The sequence below is a fragment of the Lysinibacillus sphaericus OT4b.31 genome (assembly GCF_000392615.1).
Lineage (GTDB): Bacteria > Bacillota > Bacilli > Bacillales_A > Planococcaceae > Lysinibacillus > Lysinibacillus sphaericus_B.
The window spans coordinates 398,754-415,735 of the sequence record NZ_KB933398.1 but is presented as its reverse complement, the minus strand read 5'-3'; the positions used below and the strand labels follow the sequence as shown (position 1 = coordinate 415,735).

At 39.0% G+C, this 16,982-nt stretch carries 15 protein-coding genes; 3 read left to right on the top strand and 12 right to left on the bottom strand.

What is annotated here, in order from left to right:
- Positions 1 to 17 precede the first annotated feature (17 nt).
- The 6 genes from H131_RS01955 to H131_RS01930 all read right to left on the bottom strand — a co-directional run bounded on the left by H131_RS01955 (position 18) and on the right by H131_RS01930 (position 6,093).
- Entirely contained in the window at positions 18 to 1,952 is a 1,935-nt protein-coding gene (locus H131_RS01955) for an FtsX-like permease family protein (RefSeq protein ID WP_010857365.1), read from the bottom strand.
- The gene (locus H131_RS01950; RefSeq protein WP_010857364.1) at positions 1,924 to 2,700 is read right to left on the bottom strand and encodes an ABC transporter ATP-binding protein; all 777 of its coding nucleotides are present in this window, start codon (positions 2,698 to 2,700) and stop codon (positions 1,924 to 1,926) included. The genes H131_RS01955 and H131_RS01950 overlap by 29 nt, the downstream gene beginning before the upstream one ends.
- Before the next feature lie 12 nt (positions 2,701 to 2,712).
- Positions 2,713 to 3,144: a hypothetical protein gene (locus H131_RS01945; protein ID WP_010857363.1), complete on the bottom strand. Its 432-nt coding sequence runs from the start codon at positions 3,142 to 3,144 to the stop codon at positions 2,713 to 2,715.
- A gap of 12 nt (positions 3,145 to 3,156) precedes the next feature.
- Positions 3,157 to 4,140, bottom strand: a complete 984-nt coding sequence (locus tag H131_RS01940) for a sensor histidine kinase (RefSeq protein ID WP_010857362.1) — start codon at positions 4,138 to 4,140, stop codon at positions 3,157 to 3,159.
- Positions 4,140 to 4,844: a response regulator transcription factor gene (locus H131_RS01935; RefSeq protein ID WP_010857361.1), complete on the bottom strand. Its 705-nt coding sequence runs from the start codon at positions 4,842 to 4,844 to the stop codon at positions 4,140 to 4,142. The genes H131_RS01940 and H131_RS01935 overlap by 1 nt, the downstream gene beginning before the upstream one ends.
- A gap of 256 nt (positions 4,845 to 5,100) precedes the next feature.
- A complete protein-coding gene (locus H131_RS01930) occupies positions 5,101 to 6,093 on the bottom strand; it encodes a lipoate--protein ligase (RefSeq protein WP_010857360.1) in 993 nt (330 codons plus the stop codon).
- Positions 6,094 to 6,235: 142 nt separating this feature from the next.
- Here H131_RS01930 and yhfH point away from each other — a divergent pair, with 142 nt between their 5' ends.
- Positions 6,236 to 6,361: a protein YhfH gene (gene yhfH / locus H131_RS23380; RefSeq protein ID WP_010857359.1), complete on the top strand. Its 126-nt coding sequence runs from the start codon at positions 6,236 to 6,238 to the stop codon at positions 6,359 to 6,361.
- A 441-nt stretch (positions 6,362 to 6,802) separates the two neighbouring features.
- Here yhfH and H131_RS01925 read toward each other — a convergent pair whose 3' ends face one another.
- The 6 genes from H131_RS01925 to H131_RS01900 all read right to left on the bottom strand — a co-directional run bounded on the left by H131_RS01925 (position 6,803) and on the right by H131_RS01900 (position 13,336).
- Positions 6,803 to 8,992, bottom strand: a complete 2,190-nt coding sequence (locus tag H131_RS01925) for a YhgE/Pip domain-containing protein (protein WP_010857358.1) — start codon at positions 8,990 to 8,992, stop codon at positions 6,803 to 6,805.
- Between the two features lie 103 nt (positions 8,993 to 9,095).
- A complete protein-coding gene (locus tag H131_RS01920) occupies positions 9,096 to 9,665 on the bottom strand; it encodes a TetR/AcrR family transcriptional regulator (RefSeq protein ID WP_010857357.1) in 570 nt (189 codons plus the stop codon).
- Between the two features lie 121 nt (positions 9,666 to 9,786).
- Positions 9,787 to 10,305 carry a FixH family protein gene (locus H131_RS01915; protein ID WP_010857356.1) on the bottom strand — a complete coding sequence of 173 codons (519 nt, stop codon included), beginning with the start codon at positions 10,303 to 10,305 and terminating at the stop codon, positions 9,787 to 9,789.
- A 3-nt stretch (positions 10,306 to 10,308) separates the two neighbouring features.
- Complete coding sequence (locus tag H131_RS01910; RefSeq protein ID WP_010857355.1) at positions 10,309 to 11,697, bottom strand: sensor histidine kinase; 1,389 nt, start codon at positions 11,695 to 11,697, stop codon at positions 10,309 to 10,311.
- Entirely contained in the window at positions 11,694 to 12,377 is a 684-nt protein-coding gene (locus tag H131_RS01905; RefSeq protein WP_010857354.1) for a response regulator transcription factor, read from the bottom strand. The genes H131_RS01910 and H131_RS01905 overlap by 4 nt, the downstream gene beginning before the upstream one ends.
- Entirely contained in the window at positions 12,374 to 13,336 is a 963-nt protein-coding gene (locus H131_RS01900) for a YncE family protein (RefSeq protein WP_010857353.1), read from the bottom strand. The genes H131_RS01905 and H131_RS01900 overlap by 4 nt, the downstream gene beginning before the upstream one ends.
- 193 nt (positions 13,337 to 13,529) lie before the next feature.
- Between H131_RS01900 and H131_RS01895 the strand changes: the two genes are divergently transcribed.
- Positions 13,530 to 14,606: a glycosyltransferase gene (locus H131_RS01895; RefSeq protein ID WP_010857352.1), complete on the top strand. Its 1,077-nt coding sequence runs from the start codon at positions 13,530 to 13,532 to the stop codon at positions 14,604 to 14,606.
- 482 nt (positions 14,607 to 15,088) lie between these two features.
- A complete protein-coding gene (locus tag H131_RS01890; RefSeq protein ID WP_010857351.1) occupies positions 15,089 to 16,840 on the top strand; it encodes a collagen-like triple helix repeat-containing protein in 1,752 nt (583 codons plus the stop codon).
- Positions 16,841 to 16,982 lie beyond the last annotated feature (142 nt).

Below are 16,982 nucleotides of genomic sequence, written 5' to 3'. Positions count from 1 at the left end.
CTCTTTTAAGCATATTTTTAAGAACGTATATGTGAGATGTATCGCCAACGAATTAAATAAAAATAAATGACTTGTATTAATACAAAAAAACCAAATGCAAAGAAAACTTCCTTAACAATCGAAATATTGGCAATGTCCTTCAATATTCTCTGAACCATAAGAAAAGCAAACGCACTATGCATCATTGCAACACCCCATGGCAAGAAAAATTGGGGAAACAAATGACGATTAACCAGTTTTTTCAGCTCTGTATCTGTTAGACCCATTCGTTTTAACACATCAAATTTTCGCTTTTCTCGTTCAAGAGAAGTATGCAATTTAAAGTACACAAAGCTACCCGCCGCGAGTAAAAATACCGTCGCCACTAACACACCTACCAAAGTAAATAATGAGTAAGTAGCTAGTATATAAGAATAATTTAATCCTGCATTTTCGAAATAGAATGGGCTATGTTTATCCTTCTTAATAAAATATTCGGTCGTCGCTAAATCATCAATGTCCTTGCCAATTTCCTTCGTTTCCATCCATTGGGGAATATAGAACGTAAAGAGATGATAGCTCGGTTGCACAACTTTTTCATCCGCAATAGGCTTAATCAGTCTTATAAAGTCCTCATCGCTAATGACAATAGAATTTACGCTTACAATAGAGCCAGGAAACACAATTTCAGGGTATACACTATCAATGATTAAAGGAATTGAATTCTCTTCTAGTACCGTATGGACCACTTTATTTTTAAGTTTTTTCAAGGAATCCTCCGAATAAGGAATGAAAACTGCTTCACCCGAAGCTAGATTAAGCATCGGATAACTAAATGAAGTGAGCAAAACGTTCATATCTGATTCTCGGAATACTTCGACCTCATTGTGTGTATATGAAGAGGTTTGCTTTATAACTACAAAGCGAGATAAATGATAAGACAGACCCTTGTCCTCCAATTGTAGTCGAAGAGAGTTAATATGCTTACCTTCATACTGATTGTCGACATCTCCCTTATAAATAAGCCCAAGAGGATTTAAACGGTCATACTGTGTCGTATACGAGGACATTGTGGCCAATACCCCAACAGATAAAAACGCCATTGTTGACACCATCGTTACGACAAAGAACATCTTCACATTATCCATCATAACGTGTGTCTGTTCTGCAAGTGACAAAAGGCGATAACGTTGCCAATGGAATTTCCGTTGGCCACGTGCTATATCTAAAAAGAATGGTACTGAGTCACTAAAAAAATAATATGTTCCAAAGGTTGCTGAGAATGGTATTAATAATGTTAAACCAATCATTGATGTGTGCGAAACTATGAATGCCAGTGCATAGGTCGATAAAATTAATGCTATCCCATATAGCGCGCGAACTTTTGAAAAAGTGGCAGTGCTATTTATATAAGCGTCTCCTTTTATTAGATCCCGCAATTTTCTTTCTCGTGAAAAGTACACGCTAATAAAAGAAATGACCACAAAGGCACTTGTGAAGACGCCAATGGTCAGTAAAAACGGCTCCCAAGATACATAGAGCGGTAATTGCTCTAAATGCAAAATTTCTCGTACAATCATGAAAAAAAACTTTGAAAATGAAAAGCCGAAAATAATGCCAACGATTATCGAACCTACACCAATAATCATTGTCTCCAAAAAGATAAGCTTATTCATCTGGCGTTTTTCCATACCTAAGTGCAATAAAATCGCAAACTCTTGTGATCTTGCCTCTAAAAATGCACTCATGGAATAATATAAAAAGAATAACGTAAAGAGGACGAGTATAATTTCTGCACCTATCATCCCAATTAGTGATACTTCTCCTAAGATTCCTCGCTCAATATCTGGATGAAACATGAGCATTGAATAGATAAAAAATACGGCTACTGAAAAAAAGCTTGCCATAAAAAAGGCACCGTAAATACGGCTGTTCCGCACGACATTACGGTAAGCGAATTGTCGAAAGGTCACCTACTTGCCCTCCTCCTAGTAAGCTCAATACATTTAAAATTCGTTGGAAAAACATTTGACGGCGATCATCCTTATAAATTTCGTTGAAAAACTCTCCGTCCTTTATGAATAACACGCGATCACAATAACTTGCTGCAATTGGATCATGCGTCACCATGACAATCGTCGTTTGTCTCTCCTTATTTACCTTGGTTAAAAGTTCAAGTACATCACGTGAAGAGTTAGAATCTAGATTTCCCGTTGGCTCATCTGCTAAAATAAGGCTCGGATTGTGAATAAGTGCACGTCCAATCGCTGTTCTCTGCGCCTGCCCACCTGATATTTCATTCGGTCGTTTTTGCAAGAAGGAAGTTAAGTCAAGTTTTTCTACAATACTTGCAAGCCGCTCCTCCATGACCTCTAATGGTTGCTGATCAAGTGTTAACGGTAACACAATATTCTCTTCCACTGTCAGCATATGCAATAGATTAAAGTCCTGAAAAATAAATCCAAGCTGACGTCGCCTAAAAAAAGCAAGTTCGGTTGCATTCAACTTATGGGGATTCATCCCAGCTAAAATTATCTCTCCACTTGTTGGTTCATCAATCGTAGAGATAATATTTAGTAATGTGGTCTTCCCACTTCCAGATGGCCCCATGACGGCCAAAAACTCACCGCTTTCTACTTCAAAGCTTAATTGATTGAGCGCACGATGAGTTACCTTCCCCTCATACACCTTTGTAACATCTTTTATTTGTAAAATAGGCATACCTTATTCACCTTATTTCTTGATTAATTCCATAGACTCCGGTAATTGCCATTGCAAAACAACTTCAAAGCCGATATGAAAATGCGGCTCCGTTCCTAAACTTGGCTTCTTGTCATCCGCCTCGATAAGACTAAAACAATGCGTTCCAACGACTTTATCCCAGGCTTCAAATTCACCAGCAATGATGTCCCCACAAATTGTGTAGTGGCCACTGTACATCACTTGTTCTCCCTCTACAGGAAAAGCATTCATGCCACTTGGCTTATGTAAATCTAACCCAAGTACATGACAAAAATGCAGCACCTCTTCATCAAGTAAAAGACTCGCCTGACGAAAATTTTCACAATATAGGCAATCACAAACTTCTGTAACTTGCTCATACATAGCTGTTGTTTTTTCAACCTCAATATTTAAAATCCAATCTTCAATACGTACTTCTTTCATTCTTGCTCCCCCTTAATTCGTAAATGTGACTGTAATAACCGTTCCTTTTCCTACCTCGGACTTAATGTCTAACTCATGACCAAGCTTTTCGCATATTTCATTGGCTAAATATAAGCCCATACCTGTCGATTCACCAGTCTTACGTCCGTTTTCACCAGTAAAAAAGGCCTTTGTCACACGAGAAAGATCGGAAGCAGGAATACCAATGCCCTCATCACAGATTGCTAACTGAATGTGTTCATCTTTTTTAATGGCAGAAATCACTATTTTTTTATTCGCTTCAAATGTATATTTCACCGCATTTGTTATGAATTGTCCGATTATAAAACGAAGCCATTTAGAATCGCTTGCTACGATGATGTCATCCTCAATATGAATTTCAGGAAAAACACGTTTCGTAATAAATAAACGTTTATTTTCATTAACAGTTGCAGTCATAATCGTTTTTAACGCTACCTGTTCTACTTGCATATCCTCTTCGAAATTTTCCAATCGGGCATTAACAAGCACCATATCTAACCCCCTGCGCAATCGATCAATTTCTTCTTGCACATTCTTTTTGTCAAGAGGGCGCTCATCTTGCAACAACATCTCAATGACAGAAATCGGTGTTTTCATTTGATGTACCCATTGGTTCATAAACTGATCGTGTCGCTTTTGGCTGGCATACAACGAATGCAGTTCATGTTGATACAGTCGATAGAGCTCACGCATATATTTTTCTGTTTGCCCAGCCTCTGGTGTTTTTGCATTTTTTTGAAGTACATCTTCCATCGTTTTAGGGAGCTGTGATATTTTCATCAAATAGCTTTGGCGCATTAAATAGCGAACAAATAAAAATGAGCACAACAACACCAAGCTAATACTGACTGAGTAAATAGCAGTATCGACATTCCGAAAGCCATCTAGCCAGTACAACACCATGATAAAACCGACTAATAAGAGCTGGAAAATGAAAAATGATGCATAATCTCGCAAAAATAATTTCCAGCTCATTACAGCTCACCAGCACTTAAAATAAAACGGTAGCCCGCACCACGAACTGTTTCTATCGTAGACGAAATCTGATAATCAGCTAACTTTTTACGTACTCGCGTCATATTTACATTCAATGTATTTTCATCTACAAATGCCTGATCATCCCAAAGCTCCTCCAGCAATTGCTCACGCGTCACTACTTTTGGTGCCTGTCCCATGAGAAGCTCTAGAATGATACACTCTTTCTTTTGCAGTGGAATTTCTAAATCATTTTTATGCAGCTCCATACGTTCTAAATGTAATACAAGCTGCCCCTGTTTTATCGTTCGTTCTTCTTGTCTCGCAGCATATTCACCATATGTACGGCGCAAGTGACTTCGGATTTTAGCCAATACAATTTCATAATTGAATGGCTTTGTAATAAAATCATCGCCCCCATTTTCAAGCGCAAAAATTTGGTCCATTTCGCCAGAGCGCGCCGAAATGAAAATGATTGGACATGTTGTATATTGACGCAACTGACGACACCAATAGTAGCCGTCATATGCTGGTAAATTTATATCAAGCAATACCATATGTGGATTAAAAGCTGTAAACTCATCAATGAGCCGATCGAAGTCTTGGATTGTTTCAACTTCGTATTGGTATTTTCTAAGCGTTTCCGCGAGCAATGATGCAATCTTTACATCATCCTCGACAATGAATATCCGATGCTTCTCCATATCTACACTCCTTTCTCTCTATCATATTGTACCAAAAAAAGGTTCGACGACATAATTGCCAACGAACCTTTTTTCTGTAACGACTGTTAAGCGACAGCCAGATATTTCTACTGGGGAGAAAATGTAATCTTGCCTCAAGTTTCTACACTGAAAGATGCTTGCTGTCAGCTGCAAAAGACTTTGCAACGAAAGTCTACAGCATCAGCTAAAATATTTTGGAGGTAAGGGCGTTAGTCAACTCCCCCGGCAGCTTTTCTTAATAGATTAACTGTAAAAACTCTTCTGTTGTGACACCACCGAAGTATTTTGGAATATCAATGTCTGCTAATGCTTCAGCAAGTGCAGTGCGGTCATAGTTTGTCCCAACTAAACGTTGTTCTACATCTTCCATATCACCTACACCGAAGAAATCACCAAAAATATGTGCTTCTTCTATAATGCCGTGATTGACTTCTAAGCGAATATCGATGCCCCCTGTTGGGAAACGATGTGTTTTTTGAATATTAAAGCGTGGAGACTTACCATAATTCCATTGCCATGTTTGATATCGTTCTGCTGAAAGTTTATGGATATTGGACCAATCTTCCTCTGTTAACTCATAATAGCGAATATTCTCTTCACCACCGAAGATGGATTTTAAGATTTCTAATCGGAATTCCTCAACTGTCATCTGTTCTTGTAAAAACTCAGAAATATTTGCTACACGTGAACGAATCGATTTAATGCCCTTTGATTCGATTTTATCTTTTTTAACTTTCAATGCCGAGACCACTGCGTCAATTTCTGTATCAAACATTAATGTACCATGACTAAACATACGGCCTTTTGTAGAAAACTGTGCGTTTCCAGATACTTTGCGTCCTTCCGCTAAAATATCATTACGACCTGATAATTCAGAATTAACACCTAATTTTGCAAGTGCGTCAACAACTGGCTGTGTGAATTTTTTATAATTCATAAAGCTATCGCCATCATCTTTTGTAATAAAGCTAAAATTCAAATTCCCAAGATCATGATACACAGCACCACCACCTGAAAGACGGCGTACCACAATAATGCCATTATCCTCCACATAATCTGTATTAATCTCTTCAATTGTATTTTGATTCTTACCAATAATGATGGAGGGCTGATTTATGTAGAATAACAGCACCGGCTCCTTCTCAATGTCCATTGTTTTTAATAAATACTCCTCAATAGCAAGGTTAATGCGTGGATCATGAATCCCTTTATTGTCAACGAAAATCATATCGCGTTTCCTCCTTCACAAAATATCCATATTTATTTTAACGTAAATTAGGCATTTTGTGTTGACGAAACGCATCTGTTATAATACACTAAGAAATATCAAAACAGTAATAGTACAGATGAACTTAAAGGAGGAGACCACAATGTTAGAAAACGTAGTTGAATTTTTCAAGAATTTACCTGCAAAGCAATGCACAGAATGCGGTGAAAAAATCGATGAACAAAGCGAATGCTACAGCAACACTTGTGAAAAATGTAACTGCCTATAAGCATTTGCCTATTCTGTGATCGTCATATACGTGCCCCACACGTAATAATAATGACACCTCTCATCATATTTTTTGATGAACCCTTAATTAAATCTCTTACACTTACGAAACAGCAGCTGATACGCTCATATCGGCTGCTGTTTTTTAGTTTTGCCTACCCCAGCCTCACTAAGTTGAGATATCTTTCCGCTTACCGGAGAGGTCACCACTAACACCTGAGTGTTAATCACGCTTTTACGAACGGTAATCGGACGTTCCTGAGCGATACTGGACCCCACCTGAATGGTAAGCTCCTCACTTCCCGAGCGCCCCTACACTCCACCTGAGCGGTAAGTACGATTACCCAATACGCCCCGTTACCCCATCCAAGACCCACAGCATCACCCCTCAGCCATAAAAAAAGCACCCACCATAGTTATGGTGAGTGCAAAAACGCTATTATTAATTCTCTTCCGCTACTTTTGAGTAACGTTTTGTGTGTAATAGCATGAAATAACCGAAAGTAATAGCTAAGAAGACAGCCATGTATCCAAATAACATACCATAGTTTTGCCATAAGTAAGACATATCACCAGTGGATATACTTGCTTTAAATGCTTGAACGGAGTAAGTCATTGGTAATAATTTATTGAATATTTGTAATGGCTCTGGAATCAATTCAAGTGGGAATGTACCAGCACTTGTTGTTAATTGTAAAATTAATACAACGATTGCCATGAATCGTCCTGGATCACCGAAAATGGAAACAAGCATTTGAATTAAACCTAGGTAAACAAAGCTTGTTAATAAAGCTGAGAGTACGAAATATCCTAAATTTTGCACTTCAAGACCTAAGCCCCATTTTACTATAGCAACAGTTAATAAAGATTGAATCAAACCAACTACTGCTAATACAGTCACTTTACTTGTAAACCATGATGCGCCGTTTTTCGGACGAATGGCTGGTTCAACAAGTGGGAATACAATTGAAATTAGTAATGCACCAACGAATAAACCAAGTGAGATAAAGTAAGGAGAGAATCCTGTACCATAGTTTGGTACATGGTTCACAGATTCTTTATCAACTTCTACTGGGCTACCGACCATATCATATGTGTCGTCATTAGCGTGTACTTCATTTGCTTTTTCACTTGCTTCGCCTAACTTACTTGATAATGTTGCTGTACCATCTGCAAGTTCAGTTGAGCCTTCTGCTAATGTCGAAGAACCATCTGCTAGCTCGCCAGATTTAGAAGCAAGCGTTGTTGTACCTTTGTTTAATGTTGTTGAGCCAGTTGCTAATTCATTTAAACCAGATGCCAATGTTTTCGATCCAGCTACTGCTGTATTTACACCAGCATTTAGTTCACCTAGTTTATTGGCAAGTGTTGCGTTACCAGCCTGTAAATTTTTTGCACCTTCAACTAATGCATTACTTTTTGCTGATAATGAATTGGCACCTGCTAAGACATCTGCTTGACCTGCAGCAATTTGTGTTGCGCCAGAATTTACTTGGTTTGCGCCGGCCTGTAATTTTTCTGTACCGCTTGCTAATGAATTTAAGCCGTTATGCACACTTGCACTTCCTGCTTGTAGCTCTGCAAGTGTTTGTTTTAATGCCGCAGCTTGCTCTTCTGGCATTGAAGCAATTGCACTTTGTAATTGAGCTGTTAAAGCAGTGAGACCTGCTTCTACTTTTGCAGAGCCAGTTGTTAACTGATTAGCTGCACCGTTTAATGTACCCGCACTCTCAGCAACAGAAGCTGTCCCAGCAATGATTTGTTGTTGTTTTTCATTTAATGTTGTAAGACCCGCTTCTACCTTAGCTACACCTTGTGTATATTGAGATAGGCCTTGTTCAAGATTTGTTGCACCTGTTGCTGCTTGTTGTGCACCTTTTTGTAGCTGCACTGTACCATCTTGTAATTTCACAAGACCAGTTGATAATTCAGTAGCCCCAGTTGCTGCTTGACCAGCACCTTTTGTTATTTTGTCTGTACCATTAGAAAGTTCGATTGTACTTGATGCTAGTTGCTCCAGATAGCCTTTTAAATCTTTGGCACCATTCGCTACTTTTTTCGCACCTTCATCTAACTTAACAGAACCATCAGCTGCTTCTGTAAAGCCATCACCTAATGTTGCAATGGAATCAAATAATTTTTCTGCATATGTAGCAGAAACTTGTGAATTTACTTCTGCACGTACACGATCCATTGCTGTTTCACCAATTTGTGCACCAAGGAAGTTTAAACCTTCATTAGGAATATAATTGATTACTAGTTTAGAAGGTTTGTCGTCTAATAATGTTGTTGCATGATCAGAAAAATTTGTTGGGATTTCAAGGATCATGTAATAGTCACGACCATTTAAACCCTTTTCTGCTTCTTCTTTTGATACTTCAATAAAGTTAAACTGCTCGCTATCGACAAGCTTATCGACTAAGCTATCCCCTAAATCTAACTTAACTCCATCCATTTCCGCACCAGTATCTTCATTAACTATCGCTACTGGTAAATTAGGTAAGCCTGCATATGGATCCCAAAACGCCCATAAAAACATTCCTGCATACATGACAGGGATGAATAATACAGCGATAATCGAAACAAGCATTTTTCTTGTTTTGAGGATTTTCAGCCATTCAGCTTTAATCATGTTTTTTCTCACTCCTATACATTTTGACCGAAAACGTCATTTGGTCAATTTCCTGCAAAAAAAATCTCAAACCTCACAGTTTGCAAAATTTGTAGATTCTTTCTTAAAGAATTAGTCCTCGAAAGATTGTTTCCTTAAAAAGATTCAGTATCTTTTCCTCTGGGATTTTGTCGTCATGTAACTCATGCCAGTCGACAATAAACGCCAAATACGCCTTTAACAACAGATAGCTTACCAATTCGGCATCACAATCTCGTATCTCACCTTTATCAATACGTCTTTGAATTAAAGCTGCTACGTATGATAATATTTCGGATTCGATGCGAATTAATACTTGTTTAACTGCTGGAGTGCGTAACTCCTTCTCTTCCTCTATTAACTTCGCAAATAAAAGATGTTTTTCACGGAACTGAAGCATTTTCATTAAAGCATTATGCGCATTGTCCATAAAGCTTACTGATGAATCCAACACCGCATCCGCTTCTGCCTTCATCTCTTGTACAAGTGACATAGCAATCTCTTGAAATAAAATCTCTTTATTCGCAAAGAATGTATAAATTGTTCCTTTACCGACATTGGCAATTTTCGCTACTTGCTCCATTGTTGTTGCTTTATAGCCAAACAACGTAAAGGATTTTGCAGCGGCTTCAAGAATTTCCTGCCTACGATCCATTTGTGACATCCTTTCCTGTTGGGTTATATACATCTTTTGTACACGGAAATTAAAATGACCAGAAAACCATTTCGGTCATCTGGTCATTATCATATTCCTATTTTAAAAATAATGCAAGCATTTAATGATGATTTTTTTCATTTTTTTCATCTTCACCTTGGTCTGCATCATTCGATGTACTTTTGCCATGTTCCATCATATTTGTATCTGTTTTTTCATCTTCTGGCAATATTTTTGTCATATCAGGTGTACCAGCAGTAATTTGTTGCTTCGGCATATTATGAATGCCATTAGCCGTTGTATGTGCAAACATATAATATACACTGTCATGGTCAAATGTTGTTGTTGCCTTGTAAACTCCATCTTTTTCTAAGGTCCCATCAATCATTTGCCCTTCATCACGCTTACCAGATTCCCAAACTTCAAATTCTACTACTGCATCATCAACATTTTCTCCGCCTTGTACAACATGAGCCGCCAATTCAATTGGTTCATTTATTGCGACTTCTTTAGGCGTTAAAATTTCAACTTCCAACATTTGAGGCATTTCTGGTTCCGGTAAAGCTGCTGGTTCTTTCTTGTCCCCACACCCTACTAGTAATGCCGGTACTGCTATTAATGCAAACAACCATTTCTTCATTTTCTATTCCTCCATTAATGGTATCGTAATGTTGACCTTTGTACCTTTTTCTACTTCACTTTCAATCTCTATTTTTCCATGCAGTTGCTTTAATAACTGTTCGACAATTGACAAGCCAAGTCCACTGCCCCCATCTGCTCGACTCCGTGCTTTGTTCACACGATAAAAACGCTCTGTGACATGAGATAAATCTGCCTGTGGAATGCCAATACCATAGTCCTTGATTGTGATATGAGCAAATTCATTATTTTCAACTGCTGTAATTTCAACCTTCGACTGTTCATGCGAATAATTGATGGCATTTTCAATAATATTTATAAAAATTTGCTTAAGCTTTACTTCATCTGCTTTAACAATCAATGAATCATCCGCTGTAAGTTGTAGAGTAATATCTTTTTTTTGAGCTTGATGAATTAAAATTTGCTGTACTTCCCGTAAAGTTTCCGCAAGGGGAATTGGATATAGAGTAATTTCTTTTTGTTCATTTTCCATTCGTGCAAGCTGAAGAAGTTCATTGGTTAATCGTTCCATCCGGTTTGCTTCACGCACGATAAGCTGAATCGTTTCTTCTTTTTGTGCTTCTGCAATAATTCCTTTTTGCATTGCTTCACTATACCCTTTTACATAGCTAATGGGTGTACGTAATTCATGTGAAACCGTTGCTAAAAAAGTCTTTTGCATCTCATCTTCACGCTGGATCGCTTCTGCCATGTCATTAAAAGTGCTTGATAGTTTGCCAATCTCATCACTTGAATTAACCGGTACCCGTGTTTCATAATTACCGTACGACATCTGTTCGACAGCTGTTTGCAGTTCACTTAATGGACGCATGATATGTCGTAAGCCCTTATAGACAAAGAAGCTAATAACGATTAAAAAGAAAAAGGCGCTGACAAATAGGAGGATGACCTCTTGACTTGCCAGTTCACTAATTTTTGCTAGTGGAAAATAAATATAAATGATGCCCTCTAATCTGTTTTGATCTACTAAGGGTAAGACAACTGAAATAAGTTGGCGATCAAACCTTGGCTCATAACCAATCTTTTGTACATATTCGCCTGCTAATAATTGTTGACGTTCCTCTGCACCAATCAGTGTTTCATAGTCAATATCAAACGGTACACAAGCACTAAGCTCACGTGGATTCCGCACAGCAAAAATATTTAAATTGGAATAATCATTGTAATGTTCTACATCTGCAATAAATTCATCTGTTACCTTGCCACTTGAATACATCGTTTGTAGCTTAGTTCCTACTTCAATCATCGTACTTTCCGTATCTTCCACATAGAGTTGCTCGTACAAAAAGTCTGTTAGCACATACATAAATACAACCGTAATGATTAAAAATGCAAAAATTAATAACCAAATGCGTGTAGAAATCCTTTTCATTCGCCTGGATCAAAACGGTAGCCAACTCCCCAGACGGTTTGAATATGCCCCGCTGCTTCCTTTCCAAGCTTCAAGCGTAACGTTTTAATATGGGTGTCAACAGTCCGTGTTCCACCTACATAGTCAATATCCCAAATACGCTCAAGTAATTGTTCTCGTGAATACGCATTGCCTGGATTTTTCATAAATAAATGCAATAATTCAAATTCCTTTAATGTAAGGGGAATAACTTTACCATTTACCGATACTTTACGTGCAATTTCATCGAGCTTAATTAGCCCAAACATTACATATTTCTGTTGTAAATCTGTAATATTTGTCCCACTTCTTCGCAATACCGCATGTATTCGTGCTACCAACTCGTCATTTGTAAATGGCTTTACAATATAATCATCGCCACCAAGTGTAAGCCCTTTCACCTTATCCTCATTTGCATCGCGTGCCGTAAGGAAAATAACCGGAACATCGGACATCGCACGAATACTCTGACAAACAACAAAGCCATCCTCATGTGGCATCATTACATCAAGTAGTACCAAATCGATTTGTTCGCGCACTATAATATCATAAGCCTCTGTCCCACTCGCAGCTGTAAAGGTCTCAATTTTAGAATTACCCAGCATCATCTCAATCAAATTACGCATATCTTGCTCATCATCAACAATTAATACGGTAGTCACAATTTTTCCTCCCTCACTAACAATTGAAATGCGCCTTTCCCAACATCAACTGTTTTTTGAACTTGACCCTCTTTTATAAAATATAAAGTATGGTCGTCATAACCAGCGACAACAATGTAGTCATTAAACTGATTCACAACAAAAGGGTTTGCGCCAACCTCTTGGTGCCATTCCACATTTCCATGAAAATCGGTTACATATAATTCGTTGTGTCCATGACTAACAACTAATACATTGTCCTCTGTCTTTGTTAACCCGACTGGCATTAAAGGCATCTCAATTACCCCTCTCACTGCACCCGTCGTTAAATCATAGCGCTTCACTGAACTATTTGGCTTACTTCCTTCTCCATGTCCACCAATCCATAGCTCATTTGTTTCTTCAAGAATTGCTATACCATGTGATGATTTTTCAATTGGCCATTCTTGCTTTACCGATAAATCCTCGATTGCTAACACAGAAAGTTTCGTGTCTTTATAGTTGATTACATATAACTGGTCCTTATAGGAAGCCATCGACATCGGATAATTACCCAGCTGCTGTGATGCAAGCTCATTTCCTTCTTCATCAAAGCTTGTCACAGTATTCATTTTGCTATTCGCAATAAAAAATTGGTTAACATTTTTAGCATAATACACACTTGTTGTACCAATATTTACCTTTTTTGAATAGAGCTTTTTCCCGGTCGATAACGTATAGACATCTATTTTGTCTAGTTGATGACCATATAGTAACACACGATCATCTCCGAGTAGTAATGCTCCTGAATAGGCTTTGTCAAATGACCACGTTGCAATCACATTCCCATGTTCATCTATAAAATCTAGCGATGGCTCTTGTATATTTAGTGACGCAATAAAGTTCCGTTCGCGTTCAATTGGTTCAAAGGATTTCTCCGAACATCCCGCTAGCCATGCAATTTGCACTAAAGAAAAAATGAAGAACGCCCATTTTTTCAACGTCATCACCTCTGTCCTATACTATACTTCACAATTGTGAAATCTGCGTGAAACTTGAAAGGTAAATTTATGACAAACATAACCAGCAAATTCTACAAATTTTTATATAGAACAGCATCAAATAAGCACATATCTAAGCAGAAAATCTAAATTCACATATACTACAAAGATTATTGCAAGGAGGAATCACAAAATGGTGACAATAAGTTTATGTATGATTGTAAAAAATGAGGAAGAGGTCATTGGTAGATGCCTTGAATCAGTAAAGGATTTAGTTGATGAAATTAATATAGTAGACACAGGCTCTACCGACAATACAAAGCAAGTTGTTGAACAGTTTACGGATCGTATTTTTGATTTTGAATGGATTCATCATTTTGCTGCTGCTCGAAATTATTCATTTCAGCAAGCTACTAAGGAATTCATTCTTTGGTTAGATGCAGATGATGTTTTTACAGAAGAAGACCAAAAAAAATTCAAAGCACTGAAAGACTCATTTCCCGCTGATAGTGATGCAATCTCTATGAACTATAATTTGAGTTTCGATGATGAAGGCAACGTTAATTCACTTTTAAGAAGATATCGTTTAGTTAAAAGAGATAAACAATTTCAATGGATTGGTGCAGTACATGAATACTTAGAAGTGGGCGGAACATTGCATGACAGTGATGTGGCAGTAAGCCATTTACCCCTCAGCCATGATCACACTCGGAATATTAGTATCTATAAACAACTTGTTCAATCTGGAGAATCCCTGTCGCCACGTGATACTTTCTATTATGCCAACGAATTATTGGACCATGGGCATTATGAAGAGGCAATATTTTATTATGAGCAATTTCTGACATCTAAATTGGGGTGGATTGAAGATAATATTCGCACCTGCTTTAAATTAGCAGATTGTTACTCTAATTTAAATGACAAAGAAAATAACCTGACTTCTATCTTGAGGAGTTTTGAATACGACATCCCGCGACCTGAAGCATGCTGTAGATTGGGCTTTCACTTTATGGAACAAGTAAAAAATTATGAGGCCATTTTTTGGTACGAACAAGCGCTTGTAATCATACAAAAACCGAATGCACCTTTTCAAGATAAATCCTTCACTACTTGGTTACCCCATTTACAACTATGTGTCCTCTATGATCGATTACAACAATACGAACTAGCGAATGCCCACAATGAATTGGCAAGAACGTTCTTACCTAATGACAAGAAAATTTTGTTTAACAAGAACTATTTTGAGCGTATTTTAAAAAAGGAAAGTTAGAAACCTTCTGCCTTCATTATAAATGCGAGTACCAACGTAAATTATGGATAGATGACTGTAGCTTAGCTAAGTCATCTTTTTTTTATTAGGTAGTATCAGAATGTCTGCTTTTTCCGCGTTTATGATGACACTTGATTTCCAAAACTTTTCCGGGCCATCTCTATTTCCCAAAATTTTCAATGATTTAATCAATTCATAAGAGGTTTACTATCAGTGAACCCCATCTCTCATAATCCCCCTTGTTTAAATATCTCAGTACATTTCTTTTAAAATTCTTTCAATAAAATGCCCTATCAATAATTTCCATGGTTCTCTTCGTCTTTCCCTGCTTTTTTGAGAAGTCAGTAAGTAAACACTAGACACATAAAATATATGGAAGTACCAATATCACTATTTGGTAGATATTTAGAGAAACAAGTAGTTAATAATCCCTTCCTTCTATCAACTATATGAATACGATACTTGAGAGAGGAGGTGAAATAATGAAATTCCAAGATTTTAATATAAATAAAATTTGTAACAATTGTCATTCTTATCCTTGTTGTTGTCATAATGGACCAGTTCAAAGATGCCCAGTTTGGCCAGTCAAACCGACTGGAATAACAGGACCCACTGGCAGTACAGGCTCTACTGGGGTGACTGGGGCTACTGGGGCTACTGGGGTGACTGGTGCTACTGGGGCTACTGGGGCTACAGGTCCTACTGGTATTACCGGGGCTACTGGCGTTACAGGCGCTACTGGCGCTACTGGGGCCACTGGGGCCACTGGGGCTACAGGTCCTACTGGTATTACTGGGGCTACTGGCGTTACAGGCTCTACTGGCGCTACTGGTGAAACGGGAACTACAGGTCCTACTGGCGCTACGGGTATTGCTGGGGTTACTGGCACTACTGGTTCTACTGGGGCTACAGGTCCTACTGGTATTACCGGGGCTACTGGCGCTACTGGTTCTACCGGTGCTACTGGTTCTACCGGTGCTACTGGGGCTACAGGTCCTACTGGTATTACTGGTATTACTGGGGCTACTGGCGTTACAGGTTCTACTGGCGTTACAGGTTCTACTGGCGTTACAGGCTCTACTGGGGCTACTGGTGAAACGGGCGCGACAGGTTCTACTGGCGCTACTGGTATTGCTGGAGCCACTGGGGCTACTGGCGTTACTGGCGTTACTGGCGCTACTGGCGCTACTGGTGTAACTGGAACTACAGGTCCTACTGGCGCTACTGGTGTAACTGGAACTACAGGATCTACTGGTGATACTGGCGTTACTGGTGTAACTGGAACTACAGGATCTACTGGCGCTACTGGAGTTACTGGTGCTACTGGTGAAACGGGCGCGACAGGTTCTACTGGCGCTACTGGTATTGCTGGAGCCACTGGTGCTACTGGCGTTACTGGCGCTACTGGCGCTACTGGTGTAACGGGAACTACAGGTCCTACTGGCGCTACGGGTATTGCTGGGGTTACTGGCACTACTGGTTCTACTGGGGCCACTGGTTCTACTGGTTCTACTGGCGCTACTGGTTCTACTGGCGCTACTGGCGCTACTGGCGCTACTGGCGCTACTGGCGCTACTGGCGCTACTGGGGCTACTGGCGCTACTGGTTCTACTGGTTCTACTGGCGCTACTGGCGCTACTGGCGCTACTGGCGCTACAGGTCCTACTGGTATTACCGGGGCTACCGGGGCTACTGGGGCTACTGGGGCTACTGGCGTAACTGGATCAACTGGTACTACCGGGGCCACTGGTCCTGCATTGACTGAAGGCTTCTCAGCCTTTAATAACAGTTTGAATGTTAGCGGCTCTACAACTATTGGCAACTGGAGCGTAGCATCTCCTTATTTCACAACACCTGCCTTTAATCCAACTACTGGTGTATTTACTGTTCCAACAACAGGAAGATACGCATTTGAAGCTACTATCAACTATTCAACAGTTGCTGCATTAAGCATAAGTTTAGGTGGAGGGATAAACCCATCATTTGCTATTCGCAGAAATGCTACTACAAACTTAATAAGTGGATTATTCCCATTATTAAATGTAAATGTCGCGCTCGTGTTAACTTTACGAGCAGTTCTAGGTAACGGTACTGTAACACTGGCAGGTGAAGTCAATTTAACTGCTGGTGATGTCATCGACCTATTTTATGAAGCTAATGGTTTAACTATTGCACTTACACTTGGAGGAGCTAACTCTGGTGGGATAGTGTGGTCTTGTCATCGTATTTCCTAGCAAATTTACAATCATTCAACAAAGGAGAAGAAGGAGGCTTTAACCTCCTTCTTTTCTTGTTCAAAATTAACAACCTAGTGTTAGATGGCTTTAATAAAGAAGATGATTTGGTCATGTTCCCCAACTCTCTTAATGCAATAAA